The following is a 17,757-nucleotide window of genomic DNA, read 5'->3' as shown; positions in this document are numbered from 1 at the left end:
GGGTGGTTTCTGATGCGGCGCGCTGCGCGCCCCGCACAGGCTAAAGCCTTTAATAAAGCGCGGAGTCGCCATGCGGCCCCGCGCTTTTCTTTTAGCGCCAGTCCCTGCGCCGGCGTGCGGCCTATTTCTCCCCCATTTTGGCCATTTTGCCCTCCAAACGGCACTACCGCCGGCAACATCCAGCAGATACGCTGAATCTAGTCGTATAGGCCCTATGAGAACGGGAGCAACCATGGCAGCCTTGTTCACGACCCCCAAACGCAATGACACTACCGCCGGAACCCATGTTGCCGAACCCGACGTTCGCCGTCGCATAGGACTCGCGCACGGCAGCTGGCGCCGCGTGACGCGCCGCATCGTCACGGGCGCCGTGTGCGCGCTCACGGTGAGCTCACTGCTCATGCCGAGCGTCTCGCTCGCAGCGGAATGGGTCAAGGTCGGCGGCAACAAGTACAACACCGCGGCGAGCGACGAGGCCGGTACCTGGTCGTGGGACGGCGCCGACGACTTGAAGCTCAACAACTATAACGGCGGCGAGATCCAGGCCGCAGGCAAGCTCAACGTGAATTACTCGGGGACCAACATCGTCACTGCCGAATGGATCGAAAGCATCAACGTTTCTCATGGCACTAACGAGAATGCCGAGCTCAATATCCAAGGCGACGCGGGCAGCACGCTCAGCGTGACATCTACTGAGGACGCTATCCTCTCCACGGGTAATATCAACATCGACGGAGCCGGATCCGTCAACGCCACGAGCACTGGGTTTGATGCCATCAATGCCGGGGGTGATCTCGCCATCAAAGGTTCGGGCAACGTCAACGCCACGGGTGCATCGGATGGCATCAGGGCAAACGGCAATATCACGATTGACGACAGCGGAGCCGTCACCGCCAGGGCTACCAAGGACAAGGGTATTGGAACCGACAAGAACCTCACCATCAAGGGTGGCGGGACGGTCGAGGCAAGCTCCGAGAAAGACGCTGCCGTCGAGGCCAAGGGCAGCCTCGCAGCCACAAACGCCTCCCTCAACGTAAACGGTGTTGAATATGGCGTCTATGCCCACAAGGGCATCACCCTCGATCATGCAAACGTGACGGTCCGTGCAAGTAAAGGCAGATACGGTGGCGCCATCGCCCTCTTCACCTACCAGGACGACATCGTCGTCAAGAACGGCTCCACCGTGGACGCGTTTGCGGAAGGCGAGGTTTCGGCTGCATTCTCCACCAGAAACGATCGACCCAACGAGGAGGGTGGCCACATCTACATCAGCGACTCCGTTGTCAAGGCCATAGCCCGCTATGTCGAGAACGGCGACGGCCCCATCCCCTACAGCGAAAACCAAGATGGTGAGACGAGCCCCGAGCCCCAAGGCGAGAACATCGGCATCATCGCCCAGACCAGCGAGGGCGTCACACCCGCAGTCATCTCGATCATCCGCAGCAAGGTAACGGCCGAAGGAGATACAGCGGCAATCTTTGCCCGTGCCATGAGCGCTGACGGCAAGACAATCGGCACCATCAAGATTGAGAACGCCGCCATCCAGACGCCCGAAGGCGGCAAGGTCATTGACTATCGCAAGCTCCGTAACGGCATCTACGAGGCAGGCCAAGCCATCGGCACGGGCGACGCTGTGATCGACTCCCCCTATAACGAAGCTGTCGCCAAGAGCATGGTCATCGCACCTCCCGAGGTAGCCAAGCCGGAAGACCCCAAGCCCGACGAGACCAAGCCCGCGGAGTCCAAGCAGGACCCCAAGCCCGAGGGCGCAAAGACGACCAAGACCGTTGCGGTTGCAACCACGAAGGCCAAGGCCACCGGCGTGCTCGCGGCAACCGGCGACACCTCGGGTGCGGCCATCGTGGCAACCGTCCTTGCGGGAACAGCCGCTATCGCCGCAGGCACCATGGCGAGCCGCAAACGCTCGTAGACGCCTCTGCGCACATGGCAGCTCCCGCGAAGGCCCCGAGTCCCAGCACCGTTTAACAACGCCACCGCCGAGCTCCCCTCCGGCGGTGGCGTTTTCCATATGCGTCCGCAGGGTATGCACGAGATTGTCTTTTGTCTAGCCCAACCTGCATGAGCCGGCGTGCGACAATGGGGGCCGTCGATATCACAACGCCGAGAGAAGCCCGTCATGGAAGCGCATCAAAAGCAGATAACCGTTCATGCACAGCATGCCGAAAGCGCACCAGTCATCTATCTTCCCGTGGTCATGGGCGACGGCGCGGAGGTTTATGAACGCTGCCGAGAGCTCAACTGCCCGCCCTTCACGCTTGTCGGCATTGGCAGCCTCAACTGGAATCGCGAGCTGAGCCCCTGGGGATGCGACGGAACCGTGCGCGATGCCGAGCCCTTTGGCGGTCAGGCTTCCGGATTTCTCGATGAGCTGTTGAACTGGATAATCCCAGAGGCCGAGTCGTCGCTTCCTCAGCCGCCCACCTGGCGCGGCATTGCCGGCTACTCGCTCGCGGGCCTCTTCGCACTCTGGTCCCTCTGGCAAACCGACGCCTTTGACCGCGCCGCGAGCGCATCGGGGTCGCTATGGTTTCCCGACTTTGTCGACCGTGCCAGCACGGCCCCTTTTGCCGGCAGCCCGCAAGCCGTCTATCTGTCGCTCGGCAAAAAAGAGACCAAGACGCCCAACCGCATGATGCGGCATGTGCTCGACGACACGCGCGCGACGGAAGCGCTGCTCATCGCGCGCGGCATTCCAACAACGCTGGAGCTCAACCCCGGCAATCACTTTGCCCAAACCGATCTGCGCATGGCACGTGGCATCCACTGGATATTGGCGCATTAAAAATGGCGCCCGCGCGTACGCATGGGCGCCATTTTTTGATTCAGCTGGACGCAGTTGTTACTCAGCAGCCTCCTCAAGCTCGGAGACATCAAACTCAAAGTCGTTACCCGGCAGGATGGCGTTGAGCACAATGCCCACCAGCGAGCCCACGGCAAGGCCGGAAAGCGAAATCGTCACGCCGCCCAGCTCAAGCACGATGGCGCCGGCGGTGCTGTACGCAATGCCGAGCGAAAGCACGAGCACCAGGGCGGCCACCAGCACGTTGCGGTTGTTTTGGAAATCGACCTGGTTCTCGATGAGGTTGCGGACGCCCACGGCGCTGATCATGCCATAGAGCACGAGCGACACGCCGCCGATTACACACGCCGGCATGGCCGCAATGACAGCCGCGAACTTGGGGCAGAACGAGAGCACAATGGCACAACATGCGGCAATGCGAATCACGCGCGGGTCAAACACACGCGTTAGGGCAAGCACACCGGTGTTCTCGCCATAGGTGGTGTTAGCCGGAGCGCCAAAGAGCGATGCGAGAATGGTCGCCAGGCCGTCGCCAAGCAGCGTGCGATGCAGGCCAGGATCGGCGATGTAGTTACGCTCGCAAGTGGAGCCGATAGCCGAGATGTCACCGATATGCTCGATCATGGTCGCAAAGGCCAGCGGCATAATGGTGATGATGGCCGTCGTGGCAAGACCGCTATCGAACTGCGGGCCAAAGAGCGCAAACACGGTGTTATCCCACACGACGGGCAAGCCAACCCAGGGAGCGGCTGCGACGCCCGAGAAATCAACCTCGCCGAGCGCAGTCGCAACGGCATAGCTCACCACAACGCCCAGCAGAATCGGCACGATCTTGACCATGCCACGGCCCCAGATGTTGCAGATGACGATCACCGCCACAGCGACAACGGCAACAAGCCAATTGGTCTGGCAGTTGGCGATGGCAGAGCTTGCCAAGATCAGGCCGATGGAAATGACGATGGGGCCAGTCACTACCGGCGGGAAGAAGCGCATAACGCGCTTGGCACCAAACGCGCGAAACAGGGCCGCCAGCACCGGATAGAGCAGGCCGGCACAGGCTACACCTAGGCAGGCGTAGGGCAAAAGCTCGGCCTCGCCGTTGGGCGCGATGGCGGCATAGCCCGCGATAAAGGCAAACGAAGATCCCAAAAACGCTGGCACCTTGCCGCGCGATAGGAAGTGGAAGAGCAGCGTGCCCAGGCCGGCAAACAAAAGGGTCGCCGACACCGAGAGACCGGTGAGCACGGGTACGAGCACCGTGGCACCGAACATCGCGAATAGATGCTGCAGACCGAGTAGGAACATGCGCGGGCGACCGAGCGACGACGCATCGTAGATGGCATCGGCGACGGCGGGCGTCGAGGATTGGGACATGGATGTCCTTTCATAATGGAAGGGCGCTCGGGCATATCGGATTACCTGCCCGAACGATACGATCCGAACCATTGTACGCGATGCATGCCGCTCCGACCACGACGCCCCTGCGAACGGCAGCACTACTTCCAGATGCGCTCGGCGATGCGTTTGACCAGGGCGATCTTTGCCCACTGCTCGTCCTCGGTCAGCTTGTTGCCAATCTCGCAGCTGGCAAAGCCACACTGCGGAGACAGATACAGGTTCTCGAGCGGCACGTACTTTGCCGCCTCGCGGATGCGCTCGACGATAACATCCTCGTTCTCGAGCTCTGCCGCCTTGGTGGTCACCAAGCCCAGCACGACCTTCTTGCCGGGAGCAACGTACTTGAGCGGCTCAAAACCACCGGCGCGGGGCGTGTCGAACTCCAGATAGAACGCGTCAACGTCCTCATGCGCAAACAGGTACGGCGCGATGGGGTCGTAGCCGCCCTCAAAAGCGTAGGTGGAGTGGTAGTTGCCGCGGCATACATGCGTGTTGATAACCAGATCGTCGGGCTTGCCCGCGATGGCAGCATTGTTGAGCGCCACGCCCAGCTCGCTCACCTTTTGCAGGTCAACCGGACTCATACCGGTCTTGGACACAAAGTCGGTATCGCAATAGATGCCCCAGGTGCAGTCATCAAATTGAATGTTGCGGCAGCCTGCGGCATACAGGTCGGCAATCACGGTGCGATATACTGCGGCGATGGCATCGGCGAGCTCTTCGTCGGTCTTGTAGACGGCGCGCAGGCTCTCCTGCTGGCCATCGCAGCGATCGAGCGTGACCTCAGAGAACGTCTGGATCGGCGCCGGAATGGTTTGCCGTGCGACCTGGCCCTCCCCCTCGAGCGCCTTGACAAATTTAAAGTGCTCGACGAACGGATGATTCTCGCCGCTAATGGAACCGGTTACCACGGCGGTGTCGGCGGTAGTCTCCTCATCGTGGAACATATAGCCCGTACGCGAGGTGCGACGCTCGACGCCGTTCAGCCCCCACATAAAATCGAGGTGCCAGTAGCTGCGGCGAAACTCGCCATCGGTGATGACCTGCAGGCCGGCGGCCTTTTGCTTTGCCACCAAATCGCGAATGGCATCGTCCTCGACGGCCTTAAGCCCCTCGGCATCAAGCGTGCCTGCCGCATAGGCAGCGCGGGCGTCCTTTACGGCCTGCGGACGAAGAAAGCTGCCGACGATATCGGCGCGAAACGGCGCGTTCGGTTGAATCGAAGTGCTCATGGATATCTCCCTTTGCATTGGTTGCTTTACTGGGACAGAGTATGAGCGCTCATATGGCCATCGTAAAATATATGTTTATAACAGTTTGATATAGATGTTTCCTATATCAGCTAGGACTGCCATAAAGAGATTTGACCCGTGCAGAACGCAGCAGTCTAGATGTGCTGACGAATCGCTTCGATATAGGCCTGCCCGTAGCGCGTAAGTGTCGTGTTCTTGCGCGTGATGATGCCGATCTCCATGTACTCGTCTACATCGAGCGGAATGGAGATAATGCCGGGGCCGTTAAGTTCATGGCTGATCACGCCCGAACAAACCGTGTAGCCGTTAAGGCCCATAGCTAGGTTGAACAACGTCGCACGGTCGCGCACGCGGATATTCTTGCGACGCTCAAAGGTCGAGGTCAGCTCCTCGGAATAGTAAAACGAGTTATAGCTGCCCTGCTCATAGGACAGGAACGGGTAGTCCTCGAGATCTTCGAGCGTCACGCTGGCGTGGTCCGCCAGTGGATGGTCGGCGCATACAAAGACATGCGGCGTGGCGCAGAAGAGCCCCTCGAATACGAGTTCGTTGGCGGCGAGCATGCGCTCGATGACCTCGCGGTTATGCTCGGATAAGTACAGGATGCCGAGCTCGCTTTTCATATGCGCGACGTCCTCGATAATCTCGTGGGTCTGCTCCTCGCGCAGGGTAAAGTCGTAGCGCGCGGCATCGAACTCGCGGATCACATCGACAAATGCATTAACGGCAAAGGAATAATGCTGGCAGCTCACACTAAAGTGCGGCACCTGCTCGGACGTGCCTTTGTACTTGCCCTCGAGCAGGTCGGCCTGGTCGAGCACCTGGCGCGCGTAGCCCAAGAAGGTCTCGCCTTCCTCGGACACAATGACGCCCTTGTTGGTGCGCTCAAAGATGTGTACACCCATCTCGTTTTCGAGATCGCGAATTGACGCGGTAATCGAAGGCTGCGACACAAAGAGCCGGCGCGAGGCCTCGGTGATGCTGCCGCATTCGGCAACTTTGACGACATATCTGAGCTGCTGGAGCTTCATGGCTTTCTCCCTAGACGTTCGTGACGTCGAAACCCGTCGCGTCCATCTGACGCATAAACGACGGCATCTCCCCCGTCGCGGCGCAGACGGCAATCTGATGCAGAGCCCCGGCAACCGCATCATCTGCCGCAGCGCCGATATGCCAGCGCGCGGCAGCCGTGACGGCCTCGTTGGCATTGGCGACTGCAACGGAATTGGGAACGGCATCGATCATGGGCAAATCGTTATCGGAATCGCCGAATACGGCCACCTCGTCGGGCGTCAGGCCCAAAGCGCGCGCCAGCTCCAGCGCAGCACAGCCCTTGTCCCAGCCGGTCGGAAGAACGTCGAACAGGCGCACGCGGTTGTTGGGAAACACGAGCGAGAGCTCCGGCACCTCGGCGGCAACACGCTCGCGCAGCTCGGCGAGCTCCTCGCGCGAACGGGCACTCCAGATATTCGCCTTGTATACCGGGGCATCGTCAACGACAGGGCGACAGGGAGCCTCTTCGCCCTTGAGCCACGCGTTGCCGCCTGACTCCATGGCGCGACGCACACGCTCGGGATCGCTTGTCACGCAATAGGCGTCGTTGTCCCAAAAGCCATCACCCAGACGGTAGACCTTCAAATAGGTATCGTCGGTCTCTTGCTCCAGGTAGTCGGCCAGGCGCATAAGGGCATCGTTATCAGTTGCGCGCGAGGCAACCGCCTCGCCATCGACAAACATCACCTGGCCGTTGCAAAACGCACCGGTCGAGAAGCACTCGGAGCGATTGCGGAACATCCAGCTCATCGCGGACGGCTGGCGACCCGAAACCGGGCCAAAATGCAGGCCCGCCGCCTGCATGGCATGAATGCCCTCGATGGCGCAGTCGCTGGCGCCATCGTGTCCAGCAGGAATCAGCGTATCGTCCATATCGGTCAGCACAAGTTTGATCATAAGGTCCCCTCGGTCATTCTTTATCCCGTCTATTGTAACGACCTGCCAATAAGGGACAGGTTTATCTTGGCAGGTTTTATCTGGGAAAATGCAGCGCCCCTGTTGCCACCTGCCAAAATAAACCTGTCCCATATTGGCAGGTGCGCTAGTATAGGGAACAACAGATTCGATGCGGGAGTGCCGGCGGTGCAAACCACAAGGCTGAGAGGGCAATGGGCCCAATCCTTTGAACCTGTCAGTTAATGCTGGCGTAGGGAGCATGCTGCCTTTACAGGGGCGCTGTCTATGCACAGCGCCCCTTTTCTATGCCAAGGAGGCATGTGCAGTGATTGATTCGGAACAGCTTAAGCAAAATGTGGTTAAGGCCGTAGAGGAGATTCGAGCCACCAATCCGATGGCCGGCTCCATCACCAACACGGTGACGATCGACTTTGTCGCCAACGCGCAGCTCGCCGTGGGCGGTTCGGCCGCCATGGTCTATCTGCCCGACGAGGGCGAGGCGCTCGTTGCCGGCGGCGGCGCCATCTATCTCAACATGGGCACGCTCTTCCCCATCTACGAGCAGACGATTCCCCGCGCGGCCAAGGCGGCACACGACGCCGGCAAGCCCTGGGTGCTCGATCCGGTGGGTCTGGGCATCGGTAGCCTGCGCACCCAGCTGGTAAACGAGCTCAAGCAGTACAAGCCCGCCATCGTACGCGGCAACGCCTCCGAGATCATCGCACTCTCCGGCCTGTGGGGTCTTGAGGGCGAGTCGGCCGATCTGAGCCGCGTACGTGGTGTCGATACCACCGACACGGTCGACGCCGCCCGCGGCGCCGCCGTGGCGCTCGCTCGCTACACCGGCGGCGCCGTTGTGGTCTCGGGCGAAGTCGACCTGATTACCGACGGCACGACCGTGGCCAAATCCCACGGCGGCAGCCCGCTCATGTCCAAGATCACCGGCTGCGGTTGCTCGCAGGGCGGCGTGCTGGCCGTGTACGCCTGTGCTACCGATCCGTTTACGGCAGCAGTCTGCGGCACCGCCGTCTACAACGTTGCCGGCACGCGTGCCGCCGCCGTCGCCGATGCCCCGGCAAGCTTTAAGGTCGCCTTTATCGACGAGCTCTACCGCGCAACCGCCCAGGATATTGCCGACAACCGACTCGAGCTCGAGGAGGCATAAGCCATGTCCGAACCCGCAACCGATGCCGGCATGAACACGCTCGTCGCCGTGGCCATCGCCCCATGCGGCACCGGCGACGAGCTGTCCGCCGAGGTCGCCGAGGTCGTGCGCGTCATTCGCGAGAGCGGCCTTCCCAACCGCACCACCTCGATGTTCACCGAGATCGAGGGCGACTGGGACGAGGTCATGCAGGTCGTGCGCGACGCGACCTTTGTGTTGGCGAGCAAGGGCATCCGCACCGAAGTCGTGCTCAAAGCCGATATTCGACCCGGATTTACCGACACCATGACCGGCAAACTCAAGCGCATGGAAGCACAGATCAAAAAGCAGGAGGAAGCACGATGAGCATCCGCGACAACCTTGATATCTCGGCCTATCTGGTACTCGGCCCCGAAAACACCCTCGGACGCCCCGTGGGCGATGTGGTGGCCCAGGCACTCGACGCCGGCTTTACCTGCATCCAGGTGCGCTCCAAGGTGGCAAGCGCCCGCGAGATCATTGCGCTGACCGACGACGCCGCGCAGGCAATCGCACAGGCCGGCAAGACCGGTCAGGTCGCCCTGTTAATCGATGACCGTCTGGACTGTGTGCTTGCCGCGCGCGAGCAGGGCATTGCCGTCGATGGCGTGCACGTAGGCCAGAGCGACATTCCCGTCGAGGTCTGCCGCAAGCTGCTGGGCCCCGATGCCATTGTGGGCCTTTCGGCCCGTTGCGAGGAGATGCTCGAGTACGTCAAGACCGCCGACATGAGCCTGGTCGACTACCTGGGCGTCGGCCCGCTCCACGAGACCGAGACCAAGCGCGACTGCGGACGCGCGGCAGATGGCTCCATCATCACCAAGAGCTTTGAGGACCTGGCTGCCCTCCATGCAGCAAGCCCCGTGCCCATCGTGGTGGGCGGCGGCGTCAAAACGGCCGATCTGCCGCAGCTCAAGACTACCGGCGTCGACGGCTTCTTTGTGGTGAGCGCCGTCTGCAGTGCCGACGACCCCTACGCCGCAGCCAAGGAGCTCGTCGATACCTGGCAGCAGGCATAAGCCTAGACCGAGCAGTTGCTCCGCAGTCCCATATCTTCAATAGCGGAAAGCGCATCCCAGTTTGGACGTCCATTCTGGGATGCGCTTTCCGCATGAAGCTCCGTTGGGAAACCGCATCCCATTCCAGACGCAAATTCTGGGACGCCGTTTCCAAAACCCGCCGTCCGGGAAACTGCATCCCGTTTTGAGCGCAAATTCTGGGATGCGCTTTCCGCCGACGACCGCGACCGCGGCCCCTACCCCGCCAGATACGCTTCCAGCGCGGGCAACGTCGCCTCCGCATCGCGGCGGCCGATCTGGTAGATGCGCTCGAGCTCATCGGGCTCGCGGCACAGCGACGGCACCTTCACCGATTCGCTCGGCCGCACCACAAAGATCTCGCCAGCGGCTTCGCGACGCGCCAGGTCATCGAGCGCGGCATTGTAGACCTCGTGCCGATGCTCAAGCGCCGCAACAAACTCCGGATAGTGACGATACACGCGACGCAGCATAGGCATCACGCTATTGGGCTGCTTTACAAAGCCCGCCGGCTGCGTCAGCACCACCACGTTGCGGTCATAGCCTTGCTCAAACAGCCAAGCGCTGGGAATGGAATCGGCAACACCGCCATCCAAGTACTTACGACCCTCGATGGCAACAGGACGCGTCGCCACGGGAATCGCCGACGACGCCCGGATCCACTCAATATCGCGCTCGTCGCCATAGGGCAGGTCATGGTAGACGGCCTGCCCCGTCTTAAGATCGGTACATACGCACGTAAACCGCATGGGGCAGGCGCGATATGCCTCCAGATCGATGGGATCGCGCTCGATGGGTACCTCATGATAGGCAAACTCGGCATTGAACATATCGCCGGTTCGCAACCAGCTCGTCACGCTCGCATAGCGCTTGTCGGCGCAATAGGCCTTGTTGTAGCGAATGGCGCGGCCGATCTGGCGCGATTTAAAGTTGTAGCCAAACGCCGCGCCCGCCGAGACACCCACCATATGGTCGCAGGTTAAGCCGTGCTCCATCCATACGTCGAGCACGCCCGCCGTATACATACCGCGGTAGCCGCCTCCCTCGAGCGCAAGCCCCACCGTGCGCGTCGTATCCGGCTGTGCCATGTGACCATCTCCGTTCCTGCGTTTTAAAACGGGACAAGTATACCCGTCAACATATATCGACTCAGTCGCATTTTTCATGCGCACCCAGGCGTTGCCGTTTGGCGAATAATAGCCGCCCACAGCATGTGCGCCCATATATAATTGTGCACTGTTGTCTATACTACTCAGCTGTTATCAACAGCGAACATTAGCCGGCAAAGTAACTCAACAACGCAGCAAGGCGGGGGCCTGGATACACGCAAGGCGCCGAGCAACGACGCGTGTACACTACGAGCTCGCCCGACGCCATCCGCCCCGACCTCAGAAAGCCGCTTACAACATGGACACCGCCAGCAATTACACCGAAACGCTCGAAAAGACCGTCCGTGACCTTCTCGAGCGTCAGGATGATCTGATTAGGACGGCCTTTACCGACCAGCTCACCGGACTTGGCAACCGCGGCGGCTTTGCCCATTCCCTAGAGGAAATCTGGGAGCAGGAACTGCCCGTGACCATGGCGTTTATCGACATCGATAACCTTAAGCACTGCAACGACGTCTTTGGGCATGACGAGGGCAACCGCTATATCTTGCAGGTAAGTCTCTATCTCAAGCTGTATATGAAAGTGGACGAGGCGGCGTTTCGCATAGGCGGCGACGAGTTTGCCATCCTGTCTACGATTGCGACCGAGGACGACCTCGCCGAGCGCCTGGAACACTGCCGAACGGTCCTACTCAAAAACAACGATTCCGAGATGCCTCACTCGTTTAGCTACGGAGTGTCGCACGCCGACCCCGCCCTGGGTGAAGTCTCCAATCGCATGACACTCGATGCCGACCATCGCATGTACGACTACAAGCTACGCCATGCCATGCATCTTGATCGACGCAATATCGCGCAAGTCCACACCGACGACTTCGAAATAAGCGATCGCGTTTTTGACGCCTTTTCGATGCTCAACGAAGGCCGTTATTGCTTTATCGAGAACTTGGACAAACATCGCACCCTATGGTCACAAGGCGCCCTGCGCGATCTCGGTCTTCCTTCTGAGCATGTAGACAACTGCCACGATTACTGGAAAACGCGCGTCCACCCCGATGACCTTGAGGCCTACATCAACGACATCGACCAAATCTATAATGGCTCCAAACACCGCCGCGTCATGCAGTACCGCATGCGCAATGCCGCGGGCGACTACGTCCTCTGCCGCGCTCGCGGGTTTCGCATCGACGGCGACGGAAATACCCCCTCGCTCTATGTCGGCGAACTTGTTAACCACTCACTCGCCGAGACCGTCGACGCCGCCACGGGCCTCGGAACGCAGCGTATGCTGATCAACGCTATCGATGCCTGTCGTCGCGACCGTTGCGAGACGGGGCTTATAGCGGTCCGCGTTTGTGGCACGGCAAAGTTCAACGAGCTCTACGGGGCCGAGGCTGTCGACAACATGCTCGCCGAATACGCAGGCCGCATGCTATCGATCACCCGCGGCAGAAGTCGCGTCTTCCGCTCGCGAAACGCCCAGTTCGTCGTGCTCAGCAACGATCTGGACCACGAGGCATTCGAGCAACTGACCCATCATCTTAAAGAGGCCGTTTTCGCTCCTGTTCGAATCGCGAACGACACCATTACCCCCGTCTGTCTTGTCGTCCCGGCCTTTTACGAGCGCTTAATCAATCAAGCGACCGCTGTTTTAGGCGAACTCGACCGTCGTCTTCGCGCCGCCGGCGGGCTTGCACCCAACGACAGCCTCCCCATACCCGAGATTGAGCGTAAAAGCGCCGTCGCCGAACGCATCGATACGCTCACGGGCCTCTATCGACCCAGCGAGTTTATGCGGCGTGCCAACGCATTTCTTAAGACAAGGCGCGACGCCGCTTGGTGTATCGCCACCGTCGACATGGGTCATATGCGACTGTTCAACGAATGGCACGGACAGGCCGAGGGCGACCGCGTGCTCGCCGATGTGGGCACGGTCCTCAAAGACATCGAGAATGCCGAGATGGGCGTCGCAGGATACTGGGGCCAAGACGACTTTTGCATTCTCATCCCCTTTGAGCACAACACCGTCCATCAAATCTATAACCGCGTTCGCGCCGCCGTGGCCAAGCATGATGACGGCGTGGGTTTCTGGCCGTCCATGGGCGTTTGCCCCATCGGCCCCAACGAGGAAATCACCATCGACGCGCAGGCCAAGGCCATGTTTACCAATCGGCGCGCCAAAAACGATTTTAAGGATCGCATCGCCGTCTTTCGCCCCGAGGAATACAAGCGCGAGGTGGCGTTTCACCGCACCCTCACCGAGTTCCAGTATGCGCTCTCAAACGACCGCATCACCTACTACCTGCAGCCCCAGGTTGATATGGAAACCGGCGAGATCATTGGCGCCGAAGCACTCACCCGCTGGATTGACAAGGACGGCTCTCTCATTTCGCCCGCAACGTTTATCCCCGCACTCGAGGAAAGCGGCTTTGTGGTGACGCTCGACAAGTACATTTGGCAGGGTGTCGCCTCGTGGCTGCGCGGGCGCATCGATCGAGGACTTCGCGTGGTTCCGGTCTCGCTTAATGTGTCGCGCGTGGATATCCTTGCCTGCGACGTTGCCGAACATATGGGGGCGCTCGCCGCCCAATACAACCTACCGCCCGAGCTCATGCGTATCGAGATCACCGAGACGGCTTATACGGGGGAGTCCGAGGCCGTGGACAAACTGACAGCCGACCTGCACACCCGCGGCTTCTCGACCTATATGGACGATTTTGGCACCGGCCAGTCCACGCTCGCGATGCTCAAGAACGTCAACGTCGACGTCATCAAGCTCGACCGCACCTTTGTGCCCACCGACCGCGATCAAGGCCGCAGCGCGCAGATCGTGTCATCGATGCTCGAGATGGCGCAGTCGCTCCATCTGCCCGTCGTGGTCGAAGGCGTCGAGACAAATGAGCAGGCAAACATACTACGCCACATGGGCGCCCGCTACGCTCAGGGCTTCCTCTACTACCGCCCCATGCCGGCGAATGATTTTGAGGCATTGCTCGATGGTGGCAAAAACAACTGATACGCTCGCGCGCAAAACACCACCGCCGAAGGGGACATTTGTCTCCATTAGCTAACTTATATCCCCAATTCAAACCGAATTGGGGATATGATACAAACCGTTGTTCTGCCCAAGGAGGTTATTCATCATGAACGAGTCATATCGCTTGGGCGAGCAATCGATTATTGCCTATCTTCAGCGACTTGCGAATGGTGTCTCGACCGCCGAACTCGATGTTTCCGTGCTGCCTGCTGAGCTACGCGCCGTTGGTGAGCAACTGCAAAAGACGCATGCCATCCTGCAACAAGAGCGCCAGCTGCTTGAGTGCAACGCCTATATCGATCCGCTCACCAACTTGGACAACCGTGGCGGACTCGACCGTCACGTCGAGCAGCTCTGGCGCAAAGGCGACCCCTTCACCTGCGCCTATATTGACATCGACCATCTCAAGCATTGCAATGATAGGTTTGGCCACGCCGAAGGCAATCGCTATATTCTGAGCATCTGTCGCACGCTCTCCGAAACCATGGAGCACGATGAGATGCTGTTCCGTATCGGTGGAGACGAGTTTGTGCTTATCTCGCTCTCTGCAAACGAGACTGAACTCGAGCAGCGCTTGGAGCAGGTACGTGCCGGGCTGATCGAGGCGAGCTCAGGTGGCAAGGCGCCCATGATCGCTAGCTTTAGCTTTGGCTGCTCGCGCGTCAATCCACTTGCCGGCGACACGCGTCGCCAGATGACGATGGATGCCGATCGCAAGATGTATCGCTATAAGCTTATGCATCGTGTGCAGCAACCGAAAGACAATGACGCGCCGCCACACCCAATTGCCGAGCAGCTTCCGTGCAACGACCGCGTATTCCAAGCGATCTCTATGAGCTCCGAGACGCGCTATCCGTTTATCCTCAATCTCGATACGGGCGAATCACAATGGTCGGTTAATGCCGTACGCGATTTTGACCTGCCCTCCCAGCATCCCTACAACTCACTCGACTTGTGGCTTGCCCGCGTTCACCCCGAGGACCGCGACAACGTACGCGCCGAGCTCGACATGGTGATAAACGGTACGTGGCACTTCCACTACATGCAGTATCGCGTGATGGATGCCACCGAAGCATACGTGCTTTGCGACTGCACGGGCTACCGCTTGGACGGCACCGATACCGAGCCCAACATGTACGTGGGCATGATTATCAACCGCAGCTTGGCAGATACGACCGATTCCGTGACCGGCCTGGGCGACATCCACGCCCTGGTCAACGCCATTGGCGAAATGCGTCGCGTCGCGCGCAAGGCGGGCTTGGTCGCCATTAAAATCGACGATATCGCTCAGGTCAATGCCCGCTTTGGCTTTGATGCAGGCGACCGCGTTTTGGCGGAGAGCGCCGCCTGCCTCATGGATTGTTCGCGCGGTAAGGGTCGTCTGTTCCGCTCGACCGGACCGATGTTCGTGGCGCTTTTCGACGAATTCGATCCCGAAGAGACCGACGCGATCGCAAAGGAAATCGAGCGGTTCCTGGGCTCTCCCGTGCTCTTTGGCTCGTTTGAATATCAGCCGCCCCTTCGCGTGGCCACGCTTCATCTGGATACCGTCGACCGACAGCCCGTTTCCATTTTGAACGAGCTCAAAGTGTTGCTCGGGAAAGCCGTGCAGGTGCCAGGTACCAAACTGGATTAGCACCACGCCCGCACCGCCTCCCCCATCGTGCGATAATCCTCTGCAGAAGTCACCAACAGCAGAGGGAGTTTGTGATGAAGGTTCTTTTGGTCAATGGCAGCCCCAAGGCAAACGGCAACACCGCTCGCGCGCTCGCCGAAGTCGCCGAGCAACTTAAAGCCGAGGGCATCGACAGCGAGGTATTCCAACTGGGCGCCAAGCCCATCCGCGACTGCATCGGCTGCGGTCAGTGCGGCAAGCTTGGCGGTCGCTGCACCTTTGACGACGACGTGGTGAACGAGCTCATCGCTGCCGCCGAGCAGGCAGATGGCTTTGTCTTTGGCTCCCCCGTCTACTATGCGCATCCCAGCGGACGCATCCTCTCGGCTCTCGACCGCGCATTCTATGCTGGCAGCAAGGCCTTTGTGCACAAGCCGGGTGCCGCGGTCGCCGTCGCCCGTCGCGGCGGCACGTCGACCACCTTCGATGTACTCAACAAATACTTCACTATCAACCAGATGCCCGTGGTGGCCTCCACATACTGGAACAACGTCTTTGGTGCCATGCCGGGCGAGGCCGCCCAGGACGCCGAGGGCCTGGCCACCATGCGCAACATCGGCAAGAACATGGCTTGGCTCCTGCATTGTATCGAGGCAGGGCAGGCTGCCGGCATCGAAGCCCCCGAAGCCGATCGCGAGCGCACCAACTTCATTCGTTAGAACGGCGGAACATGAATATCCAGATTTTTGGCACCAAGAAGTCCTTCGATACCAAGAAGGCCCAGCGCTATTTTAAGGAGCGCCGCATCAAGGTGCAGTTTATCGACCTTAAGGAAAAGGAGATGAGCAAAGGAGAGCTCACGAGCGTGATGCAGGCGGTCGGCGGCATCGACAAGCTGCTCAACCCCAAGGCCAAGGACGAGGAGACGCTCGCGCTCATCCAGCACCTCACCCCTAGCCAGCGCTTCGACAAGTTGCTCGAGAACCAGCAGGTTCTAGCCGAGCCCATCGTGCGCAACGGCAAAAAGGCCACCGTCGGTTATTGCCCCGATGTATGGGGAGCCTGGGAGTAGCCTGTGTTATTTGCCGGCGCGTGGGTATAAGAGCAGGCGTTTGGCATAAGATTCAACTGTAAGCCATGTCTAACAAAGGAGGGCACATGCCCAACAAACCCGTGAAGATCATCATGCTTACCGGATACCTCGGTGCCGGCAAGACCACACTGCTCAACCACATCCTCGCTAACGACGGCGGCATCCGCGCCGCCGTGATCGTCAACGATATCGGCGAGATCAACGTCGACGCCAGCCTCATCGCCGACGGCGGCCTTTCCGAGACCGACGACCTCATCCCGCTCACCAACGGCTGCATCTGCTGCACGCTTTCGGACGACCTTGCCAACCAGCTGCAGGGCATCGCCGATTCGGGCAAGTTCGACTACATCATCATCGAGGCCTCGGGTATCTGCGAGCCTATCCCCATCGCCTACACCATCTCGAGCTTCTGCGACGAGGCCAAGGTGGGCGGCCAGCCCAAGCTTGCACTCGACAACATCGTGGCTGTGGTCGATTGCGCCCGCATGTACGACGAGTTCAACGGCGGCCGCGACCTGTTGGCCGAGGATATCGACGAGGACGACATCGAGAGCCTGCTCATCCAGCAAATCGAGTTCTGCTCCACGCTGATCCTCAACAAGACCGATACCGTGAGCCCTGAGCAGATCGCCGAGCTCAAGGCTATCGTGCGCAGCCTGCAGAAGGACGCCGTGATTGTCGAGGCCCAAAACGGCGAGGTCCCCATGGAGCAGCTGCTCGACACCGACCGCTTCGACTTTATGCGCGCCTACAACTCCGCCGCCTGGATCGAGGCCATGGAGCATCCCGAGGAGCACGACGACCCCGAGGTGCTCGAGTACGACATCGAGACCTTTGTGTACTCGCGCCGCAAGCCGTTTGACCTGCAGAAGTTCACCGATTTTGTTGAGCAGGAGTGGCCCGACGAGGTCATCCGCGTCAAGGGTCCGCTGTGGCAGACCGGCGATCCGGACATGTGCTACATGTTCGAGCAGGCCGGCCACCAAATGCGCCTGATGGAGAACGGTCTGTTCGTTGACTCCGCGCCCGAGGGCGAGAAGCAGAAGATCATCGACGAGAACCCCGAGATCATGCAGATTTGGGACGACGAGACGGGCGACCGCATGACGAGCCTGTGCATCATCGGCCGTCACATGGACAAGGATGCGCTCATCGCCTCCCTCGATGCCTGCCTGACCGACTGGCACCGCGCCTAGATTTATCCAAGCGGGCATTTTTCCGCCTACGTAACCGCCAAACCACCACGAAGGTGCCCTTCGTG

15 protein-coding genes and 1 riboswitch are annotated in these 17,757 nt (G+C 60.0%); of the genes, 10 read left to right on the top strand and 5 right to left on the bottom strand.

Features of this window, described 5'->3' with window-relative positions; all coding sequences use genetic code 11:
* Nucleotides 1–232: 232 nt before the first annotated feature.
* Nucleotides 233–1,930 (top strand): hypothetical protein, encoded by a 1,698-nt coding sequence (locus CHY22_RS05680; protein ID WP_089572931.1) that lies wholly within the window; start codon nucleotides 233–235, stop codon nucleotides 1,928–1,930.
* A 207-nt stretch (nucleotides 1,931–2,137) separates the two neighbouring features.
* The gene (locus CHY22_RS05675; RefSeq protein ID WP_089572928.1) at nucleotides 2,138–2,803 is read left to right on the top strand and encodes an alpha/beta hydrolase-fold protein; all 666 of its coding nucleotides are present in this window, start codon (nucleotides 2,138–2,140) and stop codon (nucleotides 2,801–2,803) included.
* 57 nt (nucleotides 2,804–2,860) lie between these two features.
* On the opposite strand, the gene CHY22_RS05670 is transcribed toward CHY22_RS05675, so the two are convergent.
* From CHY22_RS05670 to CHY22_RS05655, 4 genes are all read right to left on the bottom strand, one after another.
* On the bottom strand, nucleotides 2,861–4,195 hold the full coding sequence (locus tag CHY22_RS05670) for a uracil-xanthine permease family protein (protein ID WP_089572925.1): 1,335 nt from the start codon (nucleotides 4,193–4,195) through the stop codon (nucleotides 2,861–2,863).
* 122 nt (nucleotides 4,196–4,317) lie between these two features.
* Complete coding sequence (locus tag CHY22_RS05665; protein WP_168170426.1) at nucleotides 4,318–5,451, bottom strand: 5-methyltetrahydropteroyltriglutamate--homocysteine S-methyltransferase; 1,134 nt, start codon at nucleotides 5,449–5,451, stop codon at nucleotides 4,318–4,320.
* Between the two features lie 155 nt (nucleotides 5,452–5,606).
* A complete protein-coding gene (locus CHY22_RS05660) occupies nucleotides 5,607–6,503 on the bottom strand; it encodes a LysR family transcriptional regulator (protein WP_089572921.1) in 897 nt (298 codons plus the stop codon).
* A 10-nt stretch (nucleotides 6,504–6,513) separates the two neighbouring features.
* Nucleotides 6,514–7,422 carry an HAD family hydrolase gene (locus tag CHY22_RS05655; RefSeq protein ID WP_158551172.1) on the bottom strand — a complete coding sequence of 303 codons (909 nt, stop codon included), beginning with the start codon at nucleotides 7,420–7,422 and terminating at the stop codon, nucleotides 6,514–6,516.
* Between the two features lie 163 nt (nucleotides 7,423–7,585).
* A riboswitch (TPP riboswitch) is annotated at nucleotides 7,586–7,696 on the top strand.
* Between the two features lie 51 nt (nucleotides 7,697–7,747).
* Here CHY22_RS05655 and thiM point away from each other — a divergent pair.
* Genes thiM through CHY22_RS05640 form a run of 3 tightly spaced genes read left to right on the top strand, consistent with a single transcriptional unit; the run spans nucleotide 7,748 to nucleotide 9,624 of the window.
* The gene (gene thiM, locus CHY22_RS05650; protein ID WP_089572916.1) at nucleotides 7,748–8,587 is read left to right on the top strand and encodes a hydroxyethylthiazole kinase; all 840 of its coding nucleotides are present in this window, start codon (nucleotides 7,748–7,750) and stop codon (nucleotides 8,585–8,587) included.
* A gap of 3 nt (nucleotides 8,588–8,590) precedes the next feature.
* Complete coding sequence (locus tag CHY22_RS05645) at nucleotides 8,591–8,932, top strand: thiamine-binding protein (RefSeq protein ID WP_233502832.1); 342 nt, start codon at nucleotides 8,591–8,593, stop codon at nucleotides 8,930–8,932.
* Nucleotides 8,929–9,624 (top strand): thiamine phosphate synthase, encoded by a 696-nt coding sequence (locus tag CHY22_RS05640; protein ID WP_089572914.1) that lies wholly within the window; start codon nucleotides 8,929–8,931, stop codon nucleotides 9,622–9,624. Before CHY22_RS05645 ends, CHY22_RS05640 begins: the two co-directional genes overlap by 4 nt.
* A gap of 236 nt (nucleotides 9,625–9,860) precedes the next feature.
* Here CHY22_RS05640 and CHY22_RS05635 read toward each other — a convergent pair whose 3' ends face one another.
* Nucleotides 9,861–10,730, bottom strand: a complete 870-nt coding sequence (locus tag CHY22_RS05635; RefSeq protein WP_089572912.1) for a patatin family protein — start codon at nucleotides 10,728–10,730, stop codon at nucleotides 9,861–9,863.
* 319 nt (nucleotides 10,731–11,049) lie between these two features.
* On the opposite strand from CHY22_RS05635, the gene CHY22_RS05630 reads away from it, so the two are divergent.
* From CHY22_RS05630 to CHY22_RS05610, 5 genes are all read left to right on the top strand, one after another.
* Nucleotides 11,050–13,767: an EAL domain-containing protein gene (locus CHY22_RS05630; protein WP_089572910.1), complete on the top strand. Its 2,718-nt coding sequence runs from the start codon at nucleotides 11,050–11,052 to the stop codon at nucleotides 13,765–13,767.
* A 127-nt stretch (nucleotides 13,768–13,894) separates the two neighbouring features.
* Complete coding sequence (locus CHY22_RS05625; RefSeq protein ID WP_089572908.1) at nucleotides 13,895–15,424, top strand: diguanylate cyclase; 1,530 nt, start codon at nucleotides 13,895–13,897, stop codon at nucleotides 15,422–15,424.
* A 74-nt stretch (nucleotides 15,425–15,498) separates the two neighbouring features.
* Nucleotides 15,499–16,122, top strand: a complete 624-nt coding sequence (locus CHY22_RS05620; protein ID WP_089572906.1) for a flavodoxin family protein — start codon at nucleotides 15,499–15,501, stop codon at nucleotides 16,120–16,122.
* Between the two features lie 11 nt (nucleotides 16,123–16,133).
* Nucleotides 16,134–16,475, top strand: a complete 342-nt coding sequence (locus tag CHY22_RS05615) for an ArsC/Spx/MgsR family protein (RefSeq protein WP_022093957.1) — start codon at nucleotides 16,134–16,136, stop codon at nucleotides 16,473–16,475.
* 86 nt (nucleotides 16,476–16,561) lie between these two features.
* The gene (locus CHY22_RS05610; RefSeq protein ID WP_089572904.1) at nucleotides 16,562–17,692 is read left to right on the top strand and encodes a GTP-binding protein; all 1,131 of its coding nucleotides are present in this window, start codon (nucleotides 16,562–16,564) and stop codon (nucleotides 17,690–17,692) included.
* Nucleotides 17,693–17,757: the final 65 nt, after the last annotated feature.

The organism is Collinsella sp. TF06-26 (assembly GCF_002232035.1).
GTDB lineage: Bacteria > Actinomycetota > Coriobacteriia > Coriobacteriales > Coriobacteriaceae > Collinsella.
This window is presented reverse-complemented; position numbering and strand designations above follow the sequence as displayed.

Coding starts and splice junctions, on each gene's coding strand:
- CHY22_RS05680 (WP_089572931.1), top strand. CDS start 233: ATGGCAGCCTTGTTCACGACCCCCAAACGCAATGACACTACCGCCGGA.
- CHY22_RS05675 (WP_089572928.1), top strand. CDS start 2,138: ATGGAAGCGCATCAAAAGCAGATAACCGTTCATGCACAGCATGCCGAA.
- CHY22_RS05670 (WP_089572925.1), bottom strand. CDS start 4,195: ATGTCCCAATCCTCGACGCCCGCCGTCGCCGATGCCATCTACGATGCG.
- CHY22_RS05665 (WP_168170426.1), bottom strand. CDS start 5,451: ATGAGCACTTCGATTCAACCGAACGCGCCGTTTCGCGCCGATATCGTC.
- CHY22_RS05660 (WP_089572921.1), bottom strand. CDS start 6,503: ATGAAGCTCCAGCAGCTCAGATATGTCGTCAAAGTTGCCGAATGCGGC.
- CHY22_RS05655 (WP_158551172.1), bottom strand. CDS start 7,422: ATGATCAAACTTGTGCTGACCGATATGGACGATACGCTGATTCCTGCT.
- CHY22_RS05645 (WP_233502832.1), top strand. CDS start 8,591: ATGTCCGAACCCGCAACCGATGCCGGCATGAACACGCTCGTCGCCGTG.
- CHY22_RS05640 (WP_089572914.1), top strand. CDS start 8,929: ATGAGCATCCGCGACAACCTTGATATCTCGGCCTATCTGGTACTCGGC.
- CHY22_RS05635 (WP_089572912.1), bottom strand. CDS start 10,730: ATGGCACAGCCGGATACGACGCGCACGGTGGGGCTTGCGCTCGAGGGA.
- CHY22_RS05630 (WP_089572910.1), top strand. CDS start 11,050: ATGGACACCGCCAGCAATTACACCGAAACGCTCGAAAAGACCGTCCGT.
- CHY22_RS05625 (WP_089572908.1), top strand. CDS start 13,895: ATGAACGAGTCATATCGCTTGGGCGAGCAATCGATTATTGCCTATCTT.
- CHY22_RS05620 (WP_089572906.1), top strand. CDS start 15,499: ATGAAGGTTCTTTTGGTCAATGGCAGCCCCAAGGCAAACGGCAACACC.
- CHY22_RS05615 (WP_022093957.1), top strand. CDS start 16,134: ATGAATATCCAGATTTTTGGCACCAAGAAGTCCTTCGATACCAAGAAG.
- CHY22_RS05610 (WP_089572904.1), top strand. CDS start 16,562: ATGCCCAACAAACCCGTGAAGATCATCATGCTTACCGGATACCTCGGT.